Origin of the sequence: Halocatena marina (assembly GCF_023276375.1) — an archaeon.
GTDB lineage: Archaea > Halobacteriota > Halobacteria > Halobacteriales > Haloarculaceae > Halocatena > Halocatena marina.
Genome location: NZ_JALLPK010000005.1, coordinates 1 through 15,857, shown reverse-complemented (window position 1 = coordinate 15,857; position 15,857 = coordinate 1). Strand labels below are relative to the sequence as shown.

The window sequence follows — 15,857 nt, the reverse complement described above, 5'->3', positions numbered from 1 at the left end:
CTCTATCTTACGGTTCAATGACGCTTCGTCTCCCTCGTCGTATCGCCGGTCAACGCATCTTTGGGACTGTGGTCCTCGTTGCCGTCGTGATCGGGCTGGTCTCCGTCCCGATCGTGAGCGCCCATGCGAGCCTTGCCGAGTCCACACCCGGCAACGGCGAGCAAATCGCAGAGACGCCGGATGAACTCACGCTCCAGTATACGGAAGGCGTCCAACAGGCGGAGATTTCGGTCGAGTCTGCCAGCGGTGACCGCGTTGACGACGGTTTCCGTGTCGATTCCAATGATCAGTCAGTTGTCCACGTCCCACTCGACGGTGTCGAGAATGGGACGTACATCGTGAAGTGGGAAGTGTTGGCAGCAGACGGTCATACGACGAGCGGATCGTTTTTCTTCGCTGTCGGCGATGAACTGCCGACACGTGAGCAACTCCTGAGCACCTATGCGAGGGATGATGACGACCCGTCAGTAAACCCCATCGAGCCCGTGTTCAGAACGGGATTACTCGGAGCATTGATTGTCCTTGTAGGGGCTCCACTGACGCTCGGATTTGCGGTGTACCCGCTCGCCCGGAAACGAAACGTCGACACCGCGGCTATCGATCGGAAGACTCGTTATCTCGTCGGGGGCGGGATTCTCGCAGTACTCCTGTCGACGACTGCGCTCGCCGTCATTCGAATGACGGCAACGGAATCGCTGTCCATCGACGTACTCCAGCAGTTTGCCTCGACAGCCCTAGGTCACGCATGGCTTGTCCAAACCGGCGTGGCGATATTCCTCGGGCTCGTTACGGTGTTCGGTATGGTGCAGAACGAGCGGCTCTCGACCCGCGACTGGCTCGGAGCAGTTGTCGCTGGCGGCCTCCTCATGCAAGCGACGGTTAGTTGGACGAGCCATTCGGCAGCCGTGACTGACGGAGTCGTGGGGATTGTCGCTGATTTCGCTCACTTGCTCGGTGCTGCACTCTGGATAGGCGGGCTCGTCGTTCTGGCGATGGTCGTTCCGACTCTCCTGCATCGTGTGAGTGACGATGTAGCTCAGCTAGCGGCGCAGCTCATTCGTCGCTTCACAGTTCTGGCAACCGCGGGAGTGACGATATCGGTTGCAACCGGGCTCACAATCGCGGCCTGGCACGTCCCGACCGTGAACTCACTGAGCGCGACGCGTTATGGAAGTACGCTCTCAGTTAAAGTTGCTCTTGTCCTCGTCGCAATCGGACTGGGCGGATTCAATCGATTCATTCTCCATCGACGTCTGCGCACACCAAAGCACCGACACGAGGATCGTAGCATCGTCCGAGCGATGTTCGTACCGTTACCGACTCCGGGCTTTCACAGTACTTCCTCGGCCTGTGAGGTCGTCCAGACATTCGTCCGCGCCGTACGAATCGAACTGGTCATTTTAGTCGTCGTCGTGCTGCTCTCCGGTGTAATAACATCGATTCCGACGGCAGCGAATGCGATCGACCAAGACGAGTCGACGAACGAGATCGTCTACGAGTCGGTCACGAACAATGTAACAGCCACGCTACGAGTAGTCCCAGGACAGGTGGGCCCTAACGTCTTCGACATTCAACTCACGCAGGACGGTGAGCGAGTCTCCGCTGACGAACCGGTAACGATTCTATTGCAGCAATCAGAACAGGACACATCATTGCCGCAGATGGAGCTCAATCGGACCGGTCATGGTATGTATTCGACAGTAGGAATGATCCCACGGAACGGCACGTGGGAACTCCGAGTCAATACTTGGATCAATGGGACGTACGTGAGCGACCATCATACGATCAACGTCTCTTCGACCAACAGTAGTACCGATCAGATGGACCACACTCAGCATCAACAGCAACCGACGGGATCCGACTTCACGAGATTCTTACGATTCGGTGCACTGGGTGTCGCAATTGCTGGGACAGTAGCCGTTGGTTACGAAACCATGGGGACCATTGCAAGGCGAAGAGATGATTGACATCCTGCATACTGTTCACATCATTAATTCAGGCAGTACACAGTCGTCATCTTCACTTTGAGACAGAACGGATAGACGTGTTGGCGGAGCGTGAGCCGCTTTTGCGAATAGCGAGTTGAGAACCGTCTCACAGCACGCCAAGCGCACGAATTTGCGCTCTCGGAATGCGATGTGACGCTCGATGATTCTGGCTACGACTCGGGGCGAGCGTTCCGCGCAAAACGACGCTCTGTCCGGATCTGCCGATCGATCCGATCCGAGTTCGATTTGCCATTCGTGAGTATCTTCGCACAAGATGCAGTCGAACTGATTCGGACGGGTGAGAATAGTGTCGATAACAGAGAGAACAACAACGGCGACCGACCAGCGTAACACGACCGACATCCAGCCACCCGTTGACGGCACGCAACGTTCATCACATGGGGCTGACCGTTCCGGACCTCGACGCCGTTGCGTTCTTCGTCGATGTCCTCGACTGTGAAGAACTGTACCGAAAAGACCCATTCGGCGATTCTGATGGTGACTCGATGGAACGTTGTCTCGACGTGCACCCGGACACAACGGCGTCCCTTGCGATGTTGCGATGCGGTCCGACGACGAATTTCGAACTGTTCGAATGGGACGCGCCTGATAAAGACGAGACCCCAACAAAGAACTCCGATCTCGGGGGGATGCATCTCAGACTCCACGTCGAAGAGATCGACACGGCAGTGGACCGATTGGCTGGCCGTGACGACGCCACGGTGCTTGATGCTCCTCAGACAAATGATGACGGACCGACAGAGAGTCTCACGTACGTCTTCTGTCGGGTGGAATGGGGGTTGTATCTCGAACTCCTCGAAGCACCCGATCGGATGCCGTATGCTGATGAGACCGACGATCGACTGTACGGTCCTGCGTCCTCGTGGTCATTCAGGCCCGAGCACGACTGACGACGCAGACCTGATCACTCTTAGGCTGCCAGATATATCACCGCCCATTCGTGCAGTGCGGGGTTCGGAGCCGCAGTTGGACGACCCTGTTTGACGACCGAAAGCGCATCGTGGAAATAGCGATCTTTCTTAGCAGTGATCTCAACGGTGGCGTGCGTCCGACGATTTCCGACAGCTCGAAGTGCACCCTCAGTTCGTGCGCGGCGCGCGCGCGTGTCGGATCTCTGCGCCGTCACGGAGTTTGTCTGGACAATGCGGGCAGACCCGGGGACGCTTCAGTCCCGTCGGTGTGAAGACGCGTGCATATGCTTCCGAGACGAATGACTCACAGGTCGGTTCGGGAGCGAGCCAGCTCAAAAATCGTAATTAGTAAAATCGTAATTAGTAAAATCACGATTTTGCTATCGGGTACACTTTATCTGATGCGTGTGTAGATCACTATATGGTCAACACCGACTGGACGTTCGTCAATCGCGAAAATCACCTCGACGAGCTTCGCTCTCGCTACGAACGCAACCGAGCAGACTGTATCGTGATGTATGGCCGCCGCCGACTGGGCAAGAGCGCACTCGTGCGTGAGTCTATCCGTAATCGTGATGATGCGGTCTACTGGCAGGCGACTGAGGAAACGCCGGACGTGCAACTCGCGGATTTTGTGACCGCAGCTAGCGAAACGTATCCACACGTCGTGGATATTCGCCACGACTGGGAGCCACTCCTGCGAGCGCTTGGGCGAGAAGACGCGGTAGTTATCCTTGACGAGTTTCCGTACCTCATCCAATCAGATGACGCGCTTCCTTCGAAGATTCAACGTGTCTGGGACACTGACTTAGAGGAGACGTCGATGACACTCGTTCTCGTCGGATCGTCGATCAGTATTATGGAGGAGAAGGTTCTCGGAGGCGGCAGTCCACTCTACGGACGCCGAACTCATTCGATCGATCTTCCACCACTTCAGGTTGGTGATGCTGTCCACTTCTATCCGGCTGATGATGCGGATACGATTCTACAGTCGTGGGGCGTCTTCGGCGGGACGCCCTATTACCTCCGTGCAATCGATCGGACAGACTCGTTAGCCGAGAACATCCAGTCGCTCATTCTCTCGGAACACGGTGTGTTACATAACGAACCCGAGTTTCTCGTACGAACGGAGTTTGGCATTCGCGAGCCACAGACCTACTACACCATTCTTCGGGCCCTCGCGCAGGGGAAACGCGAAGCAAATGAAATCGCAGGCTTTGCCGGAGTTGACTCAAACAGTCTCGGATCGTATCTGACGAAGCTTCGGCGGCTCCGCCTTGTCGTCCGTGATATCCCAGTCACCGAGAATCCGAATGCCACTCGGAAAAGTCGCTATCGGTTGAGTGAACCACTCTTTCGGTTTTGGTTTCGCTTCGTCTACGGCCAAGAAGGCAAGATCGCTCAACTCGGTGAAACGGCGTACGAACAACTCGTTGCTCCGGAATTCACCGACTACATGGGCGCACTCTTTGAGAGCGCCTGTCAACGTGCGCTCCCACAGCTTATTCCGAAAACCTACCATGGAATTGGATACTGGTGGCACAAACAGCATGAATTGGATGTCGTTGGACTCGCTGACGATGGCACAATCGTCGCTGGCGAGTGTAAGTACACATCTCGTCATATGACCGAAGGCGATCTTGCACGGCTTGAGCGGACAGCAGCTACCATCGAGTGGACACCACCTGATGATAGTGATCCCACGTATCACTACTGCTGTTTCTGTCGCTCCGGATTCTCGGAGGATCTCAAACAACTTGCGGAAAGGCGTGATGCGGTTACGCTATTCACGCCGGATGAGATCGTCGCTGGCCTCACGACGAGCCATCGGAAGTAGCAGTATCTACGCTCCATGCTCCGAGTGATGGCGATTCGGGATCAATGTCGGCGATGAACCGCATCGCGGTCATATTGGCTGTGAGTCCGATAGGGGCCACGGTGACTACACCAATCGCAATACCAACGGAACCGAGATTCACGACAATAACAGTGACAAGTACTGAACTAAGGAAAACGAATGCCGCAAATCCGACTGCGAAATGCAGATAGGGGCCACCAGTGAGAGCGAGCGTAGAGGAGGCTTGAAGTGCTGTCACGAGATCGGTCTCTCTGAGGACGATGAGGTATGGTGTCGCATAGAAGAGATACATGAGACCGAAACTGATGGGGAGCAGAACGACGACAATTAATCCGAGTACTCCAGACGTCTCGTCCCCTCCCAACAGAACGAGTGGAAGCAAGAAAAGGATCGAGATAAGCGTGTACAGCAAGAATGGAACGAAGTATCGACGGCTATTCGCCACGAAGGCATACGAACTGGTTTCGAGGGCATCATGAATGCTTCCGAAATACCCAGCGGCCAACCCGGCACGGATAACAAGGGCGAACGGCAGTACAAAGAGCACAAGAGGAAATGTGTCGGGGCCTATTAGACCGATATTCATACCGTTAGTAGGAACGCTCACGAACTGCCAGAGATCAACGATTGTGGCAGGCAACCCGAGCCGTAAGCCAACGTACCACCCATCAACGGCGAGTGCATTGGTGATCGCATCCGTATTGAGTACTGCCGTAATCACTGGCACAAGCGCAAGCGGGAGATGCGCTTTCATGCCGTTCCACCCGTCTGCAAGCCGGCTAATGAATGACGGCATCAATACCACCTCAGACATGTGGTCGCTCGTCGTGAGATGAATGTTCGCCAATCGCGAGTCTGACGAAGCACGGACCAACGGACGGTACCTTGAACATCGCACTGGATAATATTCATAATTGTACTCGAAGAAAATGGGGTAAAAATTTAACTGACAGATAACATCTGCTGTTGAATGTTGTAATAGGGCGATGGTTTCATAATCTAGCCAGTCTGACCGAGTGGTTTCAGACGTGTGCCTTTCGGACGGTACTGGCATTCTCTGGCTTAGTGTCGGAGATCGATCCGAGCCACCAGATGATCACGTCTGACGAGGTCGCTTCGCGTTAGCGACGCTCAATCCCGAGTCACTGCTCCCCGAAATCGACACGGACGAGGATGGGAATCGATAGAAGATGATGCTCTCGAGGCGTGAATTGGTTGATGTCTCGTTCGTCGAATTCCATTGTTTCACCCAAGCAGGTTGTTCGACCGACGACGTACCGATCTTCAGGAAGCTGGAATTTATGTGCCGGGTGAGCATCGTTGTATCCGATTCCTTAGACGAATTCCGTGACACCCTAATTGAGTACTGTAGCTGTTGATTATGAACGAGACCGTGTTCGTCAACGAGCAGTGTTTGGGAAGAATTGACTGTGTCATTATCTATTAGCGGCACAGATGTCTTTGGCGAGATGGGAGCAGTGATGCGGTACAGCACTGTCCCGTTACGTTCTCCAACGCGCTGTACCGTTGACTGGGCGTCTCTGAAGCTGGTCTCGATGAATGCTGCACCCGTGTTAGCTTGCCAGTGACGTTCTTCAATCGCGGTGGTGTTGTTGGCGAACGTATACCGTTGCAGCGAGACGTTTGGGCCCGCCCACGTTTCAGTAGTGACCGGGGGAACCCCCTGCACGTAGACTGGCGCGGTTCGATATCGGGTTTGTCCGACGTCCCGTCTCGGTCGAGTGGTATTGATGCGTGAGACAGACCGATATGAGGTAACGACTGTGCCGTTGGGAGAGGTCACCGTCACGTTTGTACGTATTGTGAACGAAGTGTTCGTAAGGGTCCGGTTGTGGGCAGCAGCGAGTGCGCTCGCATTGTAGACACCAGACGGAAGTACGCCTGGTGCAAGTTGGTTCTGTGGCGTCGTTGGTGTCCGATCAGTTGGGACGTCAGCTGGTGAGATGGTGGGCGAGGGCGACGTCCTCAACGATCCGCCGAACCCGCTGCAGCCAGCCAGTACGAGCAGACAGACAAGACCAAGCGACAGGGGTACGCGCCGACTCATACATGACGATGCTAGCGTGCCGTGATGAACATTCTGGCCAGAAGACAATACCTTCTCTGTAAACAAGCGTTACCTCGATCTCGGTATATCGTGCTACTGAGGCTCTGTAGTCCATTTCCAAGCGGTCAGTTCTGCTGACGACAGTCAGTCACGAATCTCTTGAAGCGATTTGTGATTTTGAAACCGAACTACAGATGTGCAACTAGCGGACTCTATGGACCGAATCCTAATCACTATCGGACTGAAAACAGGAAAACAAAGTCCCGATACGCCAAAGAACGGGTCAACTGTCATTCTGACTGTATATTTCCTAAGAATTTGTGCCTCTGTTTGATATTCTCGGCAACAAACACTTTTCAGGGTAGTATTGTCGGTAGTCCGCTGTCTGCTGTTATCCATGCCATCCCACTGTACACGTACGGTGGTTCGAAATAGAAGCCACGGGTAGAAGATGGCGTATGATAGGATAGTCGTGTGCAACACTTATACCGTCAGAATGCTTCTTCAGCGGTGGTTGAACGGATGAAAACCCAATACTACACAGCAACGAGTATCGACGGGTATCTCGCTGATGAAGATAACTCACTCGACTGGCTCTTTCAGTTCGGAGCGATCGAGGGGATGGAGGACGACCAGGCGCAGTTCATAGAACAGGTTGGCGCTGCGGCCATGGGCTCGACGACATACGAGTGGATGATCGAACATGAAAATTTACTGGAGAACCCGGACAATTGGCCGTATGAGGTTCCAGTTTGGGTGTTTAGCAGTCGAGAATTACCAATAGTCGATGGTGCGAACATTCATTTTGCGCAAGGGGATGTTGCGCCTGTCCATGCGGAGATGGCAACGGCCGCTGACGGCAAGAACATCTGGCTTGTCGGTGGTGGTGATCTTATCGGACAATTCTATGATCATGCACTCCTCGATGAAATTATCCTCAGCGTTGCTCCTGTTACGCTCGCTTCAGGTGCGCCACTATTACCACGCAAGATTACTGCTCCACCTCTGAAACTGGCTAACGTGCAACAGTATGGCGATGTTTTTGCAGTTCTAACGTATGAGGTACAACAGGTTAGTGAGGACTAGTTGATGCATCCCTCATCTTTCTCTTCTTGATATCGACTGAGATTTGACTGACTCACATATGGTACAGCAAAAGAGCGATTAGGAAGACTACGAAAAGCGGAATGACTGAGAACACCTTGTCGATGGGCCCCAAGAGAAGTAATACTAAGGACATCACAACGAATTCAAGCGCGACGAGAACACTGACAACATCGGCAGAGTCGGCCATTTTTGGAAAATGTTCGATATCATAATTTGCAAACTCCCAGGATAATCAAAATTGCGCTTGGAAAAGAAGTCCATCATATTACAGAAGTCTCGGGCATTTTCACTATTGCCTTAGGTAACAAATTGCCCTTATTCAAAGACTGATTGTTACATAAGGCCAAATCAGCTCGGTGTTCAGAGAGCTGCCGTTTTCTCTGATCATTATGGGATAGTAATCGAACGAGGAGAGTGATAGCCACCGAGAGTCAGCGTCTCATATATTCGACCCGGAGGCGGTATCTGATCCTCGCTCAATTCGTTCGTACAGGTAGTACGAGTAGACGATCGTGAGGCCAACTGTTAGAAGCGTCGGAACGAGGAGAAAGTAGAGTGCATCGTCGCCAAACAACAACCCAATCAGTGTGAGTACTGCGGTGAGTTTGAACAGTCGTCCTCCGAGCGCGTGCGTTCGTTCCCAGACTTCCTCATTGCTGAGCGTCCACGGCGTCCGAATGCCCACAAACCAATTTTGTTCAGCATGTGTGAGGAGGACACCGACGTAGTAGAACAGGCCAGCCATTGCGATCAAGATCAAGACCGTGAAGTCGAATTCGTAGCCGAGATTGAACGCGACGGTTCCGGCGTGAACGGAGAACATGTATCCCGTGAAGATGACGACGAACCAGTCGTAGTATGCCCGGAACTCAGCGATGTTCTCTCGAAGCGGATCGATCCGTGGGATAAGGGCGAACACGACGAGAATCCCTGCCGCTAGACCGGGAAATAACCAGAGTACGAGTAGTTTCGGCATCGTTCCGTTTGGCTCACCGGCTGCATTCCAGTTCGTGATGAGCTCGGCAGGAAGTGACGGAGCAGCGAGGAGACTCAAGACACCCGAGAGTACGACAAATCCCACTGCCAACGTGAACCGGTGGATAGTGTTCATAGTAGATGATACGACTCACACCCAGATGAACTGATGGGCATAGCGTGGTATCCATAGAGGGGAGAACGTCGATCGTACAGAAGGTACAAACACAAATCAAGGCCATGCTCCAACTCCCTGTTCAAATGAAAGAGGCGTGAATCCGTATAAGACCCTCCACCCTGTCCGAAGCTTTCGAGGGAGACAGAGACTTATCCGTTGATCTTCGGCAAATCAATGAGCAACGGACACAGCGGTTTCATCGTCAGATCCGGTCTCCTCAGAGATGGCATCCTCACCACCTACGTTACTCAATTTATCCATCTACACGGTAAGGAAGCCGGGAGACCCTCCATCCCGTCCGAAGCTATCGAGCGAGTCAGCCTCTCGATTGTTATTTCAAGCATGGTTCAATCGAACTATAGAAAGACGAGTATGTTCACGTTCTGTCCATACCATGGACTTGCTGTTTGACGATCTCTACGATGTCATCGAATCGTTGTTCTTCGGAAAGGACCTCAAGTACACTGTCGAGCTGTACCGAAAGTTCGTATTCATGGTATCGACCAGCATTCAATCCCTCATTTCGTTCATGGACTGTAACGAGTCCAAGCATTGTCAAATCAGAGAGATGGGCCCGGACACGGCGTTCAACGATCGTGTCTGCGTCGATTTTCTCGGTAACTGTCTTGTAGCGATCATAAAGGTCTCGGGTTCGCACCGGTGTCTCACTGTTCGCTGTATGGCTCGCTAGCGTCAGTAACACAGCGTGTCCCTGAGTGGTGAGCTTCTGCATTCCTTCGATAACCTTAGACTGGTGTAACTCCTCTTTCGCTCCTCGAACGTGGTCCCCGGTGACGTTCGTTTCGCCGTTATCAGCGACTCGTTTTCCGGCAAGGTAGAGAAGACGGAGTGCCTGTCGAGCGCTGCCAGTATCCTGAGCGGCAAATGCCGAACACAGTGGAACGACGTCGTCCGCAAGTACATCGTCGTAAAACGCTTTTTCAGCACGTGGATAGAGGATGCTATTGAGTTCGGTAGCATCGTAGGGTGGGAATAGAATTTCTGCTTCACACAGTGTATCACGAACTTTGGGTGAGAGATTTTCTTTGAACTGAAAGTCGTTTGAGATCCCGATAACGAGCGGGCGGGCATCCTCGATATATCCGTTCGCCCGTGCCCGAGGAAGGCCATAGAGGATGTCGTCGTCGGATCCGATGTTGTCGATCTCGTCCAGCACGATGAGGACCGTTCCGCCGATCTTGTCGAGCTCGGTGTAGAGCATGTTGAAAACCGCCTGTTGGCTGTGACCAGTCGTGCTAATCTGATGGTCTGAGGAGCGAAGCTCGTTCACGAGTGCAACAGCCACCTGATATGACGAGGAGAGGTTTTCACATCCGACCCAGGTGATCGAGAGGGCGACATCGTCGTAGTGTTCTGCGTCTTCCTGAAGATGGTCGATCATATACCGGGTCGCAACGGTCTTGCCAGTTCCTGTCTTCCCGTAGACGAAGATGTTGGATAACGGACGGTTGTCAATGATGGGTTGGAGGGCTTGGCGGTACTGTTCGAGTTCTTCGTCCCGTTCGCGGATTTTGTCGGGTTGGTATTCTTCATCAAGGACCATCGCGTCGTCGAATACTGACGCGGTCCGTTCGAACATCCCCATGGTCGGGCACTCTCACGCAAGTCTCTTAAAACCCACCTGTCCGGAGCATCCGATGCGTCCCAAGCGAATCGGTTTTATATACCTCTGCGTCCGGAGCTTGTTTCATTTAAGTACACACCCCCTCCACTCTGACCGATGCTTCCCGTTGTTCCTGTAGAAGGTTGGCAAAACCAATACTAGATAAGAGAAAGAACTAAGTCTTAACACAGACAACCATACCCGTAGTAGTTCCAAAGAAAAAGTGACAAACAATAGTCACTTATCTAGGCATTGTTGCCTTACTTTGAGTATCGTCGTTCTGTGTGGTGGTTTTCGTCTCTACCGTGATCTTCCATCGTCTCGTCAGCCACTCTTTCGGGAAAGCTCCGGACGTAGTGGAGGGGGACTCCCCCGAAATCCAAGCGGGAAAACCTTGACAATCGGGAAGATGGTTCTTAGAGGAAATCAGTCGCCTAAGAGCAGAGAGTGGATCGACACGTCACCCTACCCAAAGATACTGATTGTGAGTGGCCACCGTCTGTTGACTAAGCTACTGCTCGTCAAACTCCGCCCGGTGAGGGTATTGGGAGTGGTTCGATCGTCGAGCTTCGGATGTACCGGATCTCCGTTTGATCGGTTTTTGGATTAATGACCGAACCACTGTCCCCTGAAAAGCTTCGGACATGGTGGAGGGTGTCCGACGGGAATTGAAACAAGCTCCGGACATCACGGAGGGTATCAGTTTCCCATAAAGTTACTCGTGGATTCGTCTTCTGGCCGAAATTCGGTGGATGAACGATCGCATGTAGATTCAGCGTTCTGGAGTTAAGGACAAGCTGACCGTTGCTCAACTACAATGTGGTACTTCCGGGTGGAGGAGATCGAATAAACACTATCTAATAGATCTCATATACACAACTTCCCGACTCAAGTCCGAAACTGTTAGGCAGTATCCTCTGAAAATTCATTGATATATGCCCTCCACAGACCGAGATGTCGCTGCCATTGATGCGACGAATCTCCGGAAGACGTATGGCTCAGAAGTTGCGCTCGATGATATGTCGCTCTCGATTTCGACGGGAACGGTATACGGATTTCTCGGGCCGAACGGCGCGGGGAAGACAACCACGATGCGTCTCCTGACCGGACTTACACAGCCAACAGCTGGTACTGCCCGCGTCTGTGGCACTCCCGTCGATGACCGACGGGCGATCGCCTCGCACGTCGGTTACCTCCCGGAGACCCCGCCGCTGTACGAGGAGTTCAGCGCCCGCGAACACCTCGACTACGTTGCAGACCTCCGCGAAATTCCGACAGAGACAGCCACCGAGCGCATCGATGAGTACCTCGAACGACTCGATCTTGCCGACGATGCTGACAAACGCATCAGTACGTACTCGAAGGGGATGCAGCAGAAAGCTGCATTCATCCAGAGCGTTCTGCACGACCCAGATGTCCTCTTTTTGGACGAACCGACATCGGGACTTGATCCACGTGCTGCACGCCGTATCCGTGAAGCGATCACGGACTTCGCCGAGTCAGGAATGACCGTCTTTCTCTCGACGCATATTCTCCCGGTCGTCGAGGCTGTCGCCGACGAGCTCGGTGTTTTGTTCGATGGGAAACTGGTCACCGAAGGAACGCCTGCAGGGGTGACATCCCGCGTGGAAACCGGGGAAAGCGACTCGCTCGAAGATGCCTTCCTCGCTCTCACTAGTGGGAGCGAAATAGCTGCGGCTGCTGAGACAGAATGAGTCTGCAGCGAGACGTGTGTATCGGCGTGCGTATCGGGCGTGCCGAGTTCACCCGTAGTGTTCGAAGAGCCATCCAAGACGAACGCCGACTCATTGGTCTCGGTGTTGTCGTCTTGTTCTTCGGCGCGAATCTCTTCTTTGCGCTCCCAACTGCGTACGCCATCGGCCGAACTGCGCGCTCTGTCGCTTCGATTCCGTTCTTCGGCGTTGGCGCAACTGCGGTACCTGTCATGCTCGTGTTTCTGGCAACATTCCGAACGCTCGAACGCATCGGCAGCATCGAAGCCGAGGATCTCCTCTTGATGAGTGTTCACCCACGAGCTATTGTCGTCGGCCTCATTGGTGCGGAGGTTGGTCGGTTAGCGGCGTGGTTCGGTGTCCCGCTAGTAGCGTTCGCTGCCGCGTTCACACTTGGGCTCGGGTCTCCATCATTTCTCATAACAACTGGGATTGTGACGCTTCCTCTGATTTGTTGGGCCGCTGTCTGGGGGTATGCCTGCGGTATCGGTGTCCTCCGTGTTCTGCGGCGACTGCCCGGCATCCATCGGGCTCTAAAAGTAGGGTGGGTTCTCGCGATGCTTGGCCTCATCGTGGCATCCCAGTTCGTCGGTCACTTCATCGCTGAGGAGGGCCTATCGATACAGGCGTTTCTCTCGTCGCTTACGTTCGCACCCCTCGCTGACTACATCGCTCTCGCCTTCGTTGGGACGCCACTCGCACAGCCAATATCGGCATATGCATTGGGAATTCTTACAGCGCTGGTTACACTCACACCCGTTGGGCTCGTCATCGCAGCACGGCAGGCGTCAAAACTCTGGTTCACCGATGTCGAAAGTCGTGACGGAACACAAGGGACGAAAATATCAACTGGTGGATTCACCGCGCCGCGGCCATTCGTATGGACAAGATCTGGACGAATCGCTTGGGGATTCCTTGTCCGCGGTGTCCGACAACCGCAGGAACTCAGTCACCTCGTGATGATCTTGTTTTTTATCGGTCCGCTCGGCCCGACCGTCGTGTCGGCGTCGGGTGACGCGCTCGGACCACTCGTTGCCGGAATCGGTGTCGGGCTCGGGACGTACCTTGCTGGTGCGACCTTTGGACTGAATCCGCTCGGTGACGATCAGCCGCAGCTGCCCCTCCTCCTGCTCACTGAAACGGAGCCTCGAACCATCATTCGAGGCCGGCTACTCGCGGGCTGTGCGGTCGGAGTACCTGTTGCAGTGCTCGTCCCACTCATTTCGGTACTCCTTGGGACGACTCCGTTGTCCGGGCTTGCGTTCGCAGCGGTCGGCATCGGGATGTGTCTCGCCGCAGCCCACTTCGCAGTCGGACTCGGATCGGCGTACCCTATCTACGAAGAGCGTGAGTTTTGGGGAACCGAGACAGTCGTACCGTCGACACTCGTGATGATGGTCTATCAGTTTGTGGTCGGTGGCGGCACAGTTATCGGACTACTCATGACATGGTACGCACTCACCGGCCACCTCGTCGTAACAGCTGTGTTCAGTGTCGGATTCGGCGTGTATCTCCTGCTGACAGTGGGCGTGTCATACTGGTCGTATCGATACGCGATTCGGCGTTATCGGCGCCACACACTGGATTGAGCGACCATACCTGTCCTGATTGCCGCGAACGCTCCGTTTTCGGTACTTTCGTGGTAAAGGCACGCTGATATCTGCCTATTGGGCGCCGACTGTGTCCATTTGAGCCTTGTGTAACAGTTGCTGGTGTGTTCGACCACTTTGTTACATAAGGATTAATCGCATCACGATGCCACCGAAATTGACACGCTTTCGGGAAATGTCCGTTCGACGAACGTCTTACGATCCACCAAGCGCGAGCATAGTGAGGACTATCGGAATCCGGTATCGGAACACTAGTACTCCAACTGATTGTTACTGTGACAACAGGGGAGGCACATATCGCTAGCAGTTGCCGCAGAAACGTCCCACGACAGGCTGATCAGTGGAACTGCAATTGCGATGCGATCACCATCGTCCATGACGGTATCCCAACATCGCTTCAGTCACGCCGACGAAAAACATCACACCCAGACGTGCTGTCTACGTTGATTCCTCGTTTCGGAATTTTTGGAATCGACTCGGTCGTGGCTATGGCAGTCAGTCGTGACTAGTCAGCATGTGATGATGGAACAACCAACGCAACCGGAACGATCGACGCTTGGTCTAGAATTCATCTTCCGTCAAGGAGACAGCCACTCGATCGGAGAGTTGCACTTGCTCGCCCCCGTTCAGACGGTGCTGACGTATTGGCAGCGCGTGCTCACGACTCACCGCCCACCACTCACTATAACACCAGAGGTGAGCACGCATGGGGCGAACTAACCGGACGTATCGCGATCTCGTGCAGGCAATGGAGGAACGGTGGGCAGCCTATCGGCGGACACTCCGGCGTGATGACCAAGCGGCGTTCGACCGGCTGTTCGAACACGCTCGGGCACACGCTGATGCAGGCGGGATGCAGAACCATCCATCGATCGAAGAGACCGTCCTCCTGTCCATTGTGCTGGAACAACAGCTGCTAATCGATGATTTGGACGACCGGCTTGATCACCTCGAAACCGATCTGAACCCCGATACGTAAAGCGACGATCAACACACATGAGTGAGCCGACCATCTACAAAATAGACTACCACGATGGCGACGTGCTCCGGTGGTCACTCACCGACGATGGCGCAGTGTACACGATCGATGACGCCTATACGCCCACGCTCTACGTTTCCGGTCATGCGAATGGCTCACTGGCCGAGGTTCGGTCCGTGCTCGGTGATCACCCTGACGTCGCACACGTGAGCGTCGTCGAGGAACGCGTATCATTCCGTCATGACCCCGAATCTGTCCTTCAGGTGGATGTCGTCGATTTGGATGCGGTTACAGGCATCGCCCGAATCGTTCGCCAATGGGGTGATCCGGGGACGTATCGTTGCTACAACGTCGATCTCTCCCGTGAATTTCGCTATTGTCTCGAAACCGATGTGAAGCCGGTTCCTCAGCGCAATCTTACGTGTCTCCAGCTCTCCGTCGTGGAAACGGATCTCGCTAGTGGTACCATTACCGCATGTACGATCGACGACGAGCACGTCTCGGGGAGCGGGAGAGCAGTGCTCGAAACGATTGCTGATCGGCTTGCACGTACTGATCCGGACGTGCTCATGCTAAACACGAGCGACCTCATCCCGGCGCTCTACCGGCAAGCAGAGCGTCTCGATATGGAATTTGAGCTCGGCCGACTCCCCGGCTGGCAGCAGCTTGCGGGCAAATCGACGTACGAGAGCTATGGACAGGTTGGACATTCACCGGCACGCTACAACGTTACTGGCCGTGTTATCATTGATCGGTCGAATACGTTTCTGTGGAATCAGACGAATCTCGCGGGATGTCTCGATCT

General features: G+C 54.0%; 15 protein-coding genes and 1 pseudogene. 10 read left to right on the top strand and 6 right to left on the bottom strand.

Features of this window, described 5'->3' with window-relative positions; all coding sequences use genetic code 11:
• Positions 1–17: 17 nt before the first annotated feature.
• The 3 genes from MW898_RS24760 to MW898_RS24750 all read left to right on the top strand — a co-directional run bounded on the left by MW898_RS24760 (position 18) and on the right by MW898_RS24750 (position 2,899).
• Positions 18–1,967, top strand: a complete 1,950-nt coding sequence (locus MW898_RS24760) for a copper resistance CopC/CopD family protein (RefSeq protein WP_248910975.1) — start codon at positions 18–20, stop codon at positions 1,965–1,967.
• A gap of 171 nt (positions 1,968–2,138) precedes the next feature.
• Entirely contained in the window at positions 2,139–2,339 is a 201-nt protein-coding gene (locus tag MW898_RS24755) for a hypothetical protein (RefSeq protein WP_248910974.1), read from the top strand.
• A 47-nt stretch (positions 2,340–2,386) separates the two neighbouring features.
• Entirely contained in the window at positions 2,387–2,899 is a 513-nt protein-coding gene (locus MW898_RS24750; RefSeq protein ID WP_248910973.1) for a VOC family protein, read from the top strand.
• 20 nt (positions 2,900–2,919) lie between these two features.
• Here the strand turns inward: MW898_RS24750 and MW898_RS24745 are convergent, their stop codons facing one another.
• Positions 2,920–3,135 carry a hypothetical protein gene (locus MW898_RS24745; RefSeq protein WP_248910972.1) on the bottom strand — a complete coding sequence of 72 codons (216 nt, stop codon included), beginning with the start codon at positions 3,133–3,135 and terminating at the stop codon, positions 2,920–2,922.
• Positions 3,089–3,256: a DUF7563 family protein gene (locus MW898_RS26550; RefSeq protein WP_444881628.1), complete on the bottom strand. Its 168-nt coding sequence runs from the start codon at positions 3,254–3,256 to the stop codon at positions 3,089–3,091. Before MW898_RS26550 ends, MW898_RS24745 begins: the two co-directional genes overlap by 47 nt.
• Positions 3,257–3,341: 85 nt before the next feature.
• Between MW898_RS26550 and MW898_RS24740 the strand changes: the two genes are divergently transcribed.
• Positions 3,342–4,757 carry an ATP-binding protein gene (locus MW898_RS24740; RefSeq protein WP_248910971.1) on the top strand — a complete coding sequence of 472 codons (1,416 nt, stop codon included), beginning with the start codon at positions 3,342–3,344 and terminating at the stop codon, positions 4,755–4,757.
• Here MW898_RS24740 and MW898_RS24735 read toward each other — a convergent pair.
• On the bottom strand, positions 4,735–5,574 hold the full coding sequence (locus MW898_RS24735) for a hypothetical protein (protein ID WP_248910970.1): 840 nt from the start codon (positions 5,572–5,574) through the stop codon (positions 4,735–4,737). The genes MW898_RS24740 and MW898_RS24735 overlap by 23 nt on opposite strands.
• Before the next feature lie 300 nt (positions 5,575–5,874).
• The gene (locus MW898_RS24730; protein ID WP_248910969.1) at positions 5,875–6,846 is read right to left on the bottom strand and encodes a DUF3558 domain-containing protein; all 972 of its coding nucleotides are present in this window, start codon (positions 6,844–6,846) and stop codon (positions 5,875–5,877) included.
• 510 nt (positions 6,847–7,356) lie between these two features.
• Here MW898_RS24730 and MW898_RS24725 point away from each other — a divergent pair.
• Positions 7,357–7,932: a dihydrofolate reductase family protein gene (locus MW898_RS24725; protein ID WP_248910968.1), complete on the top strand. Its 576-nt coding sequence runs from the start codon at positions 7,357–7,359 to the stop codon at positions 7,930–7,932.
• Between the two features lie 460 nt (positions 7,933–8,392).
• On the opposite strand, the gene MW898_RS24720 is transcribed toward MW898_RS24725, so the two are convergent.
• Entirely contained in the window at positions 8,393–9,064 is a 672-nt protein-coding gene (locus MW898_RS24720; RefSeq protein WP_248910967.1) for an SdpI family protein, read from the bottom strand.
• A gap of 418 nt (positions 9,065–9,482) precedes the next feature.
• Positions 9,483–10,712: an orc1/cdc6 family replication initiation protein gene (locus MW898_RS24715; RefSeq protein ID WP_248910966.1), complete on the bottom strand. Its 1,230-nt coding sequence runs from the start codon at positions 10,710–10,712 to the stop codon at positions 9,483–9,485.
• A gap of 953 nt (positions 10,713–11,665) precedes the next feature.
• Between MW898_RS24715 and MW898_RS24710 the strand changes: the two genes are divergently transcribed.
• From MW898_RS24710 to MW898_RS24690, 5 genes and pseudogenes are all read left to right on the top strand, one after another.
• Positions 11,666–12,445 (top strand): ABC transporter ATP-binding protein, encoded by a 780-nt coding sequence (locus tag MW898_RS24710; protein WP_248910965.1) that lies wholly within the window; start codon positions 11,666–11,668, stop codon positions 12,443–12,445.
• The gene (locus tag MW898_RS24705) at positions 12,442–14,052 is read left to right on the top strand and encodes a hypothetical protein (RefSeq protein ID WP_248910964.1); all 1,611 of its coding nucleotides are present in this window, start codon (positions 12,442–12,444) and stop codon (positions 14,050–14,052) included. Before MW898_RS24710 ends, MW898_RS24705 begins: the two co-directional genes overlap by 4 nt.
• A 540-nt stretch (positions 14,053–14,592) precedes the next feature.
• Complete coding sequence (locus MW898_RS24700; protein ID WP_248910963.1) at positions 14,593–14,793, top strand: hypothetical protein; 201 nt, start codon at positions 14,593–14,595, stop codon at positions 14,791–14,793.
• Positions 14,780–15,052, top strand: a complete 273-nt coding sequence (locus tag MW898_RS24695) for a DUF8156 family protein (RefSeq protein WP_248910962.1) — start codon at positions 14,780–14,782, stop codon at positions 15,050–15,052. Before MW898_RS24700 ends, MW898_RS24695 begins: the two co-directional genes overlap by 14 nt.
• Before the next feature lie 17 nt (positions 15,053–15,069).
• Positions 15,070–15,857: pseudogene (locus tag MW898_RS24690) on the top strand (type B DNA-directed DNA polymerase); the annotation flags it as partial.

Bases quoted from the DNA above. Each gene is read 5' to 3' on its own strand.
- MW898_RS24760 (WP_248910975.1), top strand. From the start codon at position 18: ATGACGCTTCGTCTCCCTCGTCGTATCGCCGGTCAACGCATCTTTGGG.
- MW898_RS24750 (WP_248910973.1), top strand. From the start codon at position 2,387: ATGGGGCTGACCGTTCCGGACCTCGACGCCGTTGCGTTCTTCGTCGAT.
- MW898_RS24740 (WP_248910971.1), top strand. From the start codon at position 3,342: ATGGTCAACACCGACTGGACGTTCGTCAATCGCGAAAATCACCTCGAC.
- MW898_RS24735 (WP_248910970.1), bottom strand. From the start codon at position 5,574: ATGCCGTCATTCATTAGCCGGCTTGCAGACGGGTGGAACGGCATGAAA.
- MW898_RS24730 (WP_248910969.1), bottom strand. From the start codon at position 6,846: ATGAGTCGGCGCGTACCCCTGTCGCTTGGTCTTGTCTGTCTGCTCGTA.
- MW898_RS24720 (WP_248910967.1), bottom strand. From the start codon at position 9,064: ATGAACACTATCCACCGGTTCACGTTGGCAGTGGGATTTGTCGTACTC.
- MW898_RS24715 (WP_248910966.1), bottom strand. From the start codon at position 10,712: ATGGGGATGTTCGAACGGACCGCGTCAGTATTCGACGACGCGATGGTC.
- MW898_RS24710 (WP_248910965.1), top strand. From the start codon at position 11,666: ATGCCCTCCACAGACCGAGATGTCGCTGCCATTGATGCGACGAATCTC.
- MW898_RS24705 (WP_248910964.1), top strand. From the start codon at position 12,442: ATGAGTCTGCAGCGAGACGTGTGTATCGGCGTGCGTATCGGGCGTGCC.
- MW898_RS24700 (WP_248910963.1), top strand. From the start codon at position 14,593: ATGATGGAACAACCAACGCAACCGGAACGATCGACGCTTGGTCTAGAA.
- MW898_RS24695 (WP_248910962.1), top strand. From the start codon at position 14,780: ATGGGGCGAACTAACCGGACGTATCGCGATCTCGTGCAGGCAATGGAG.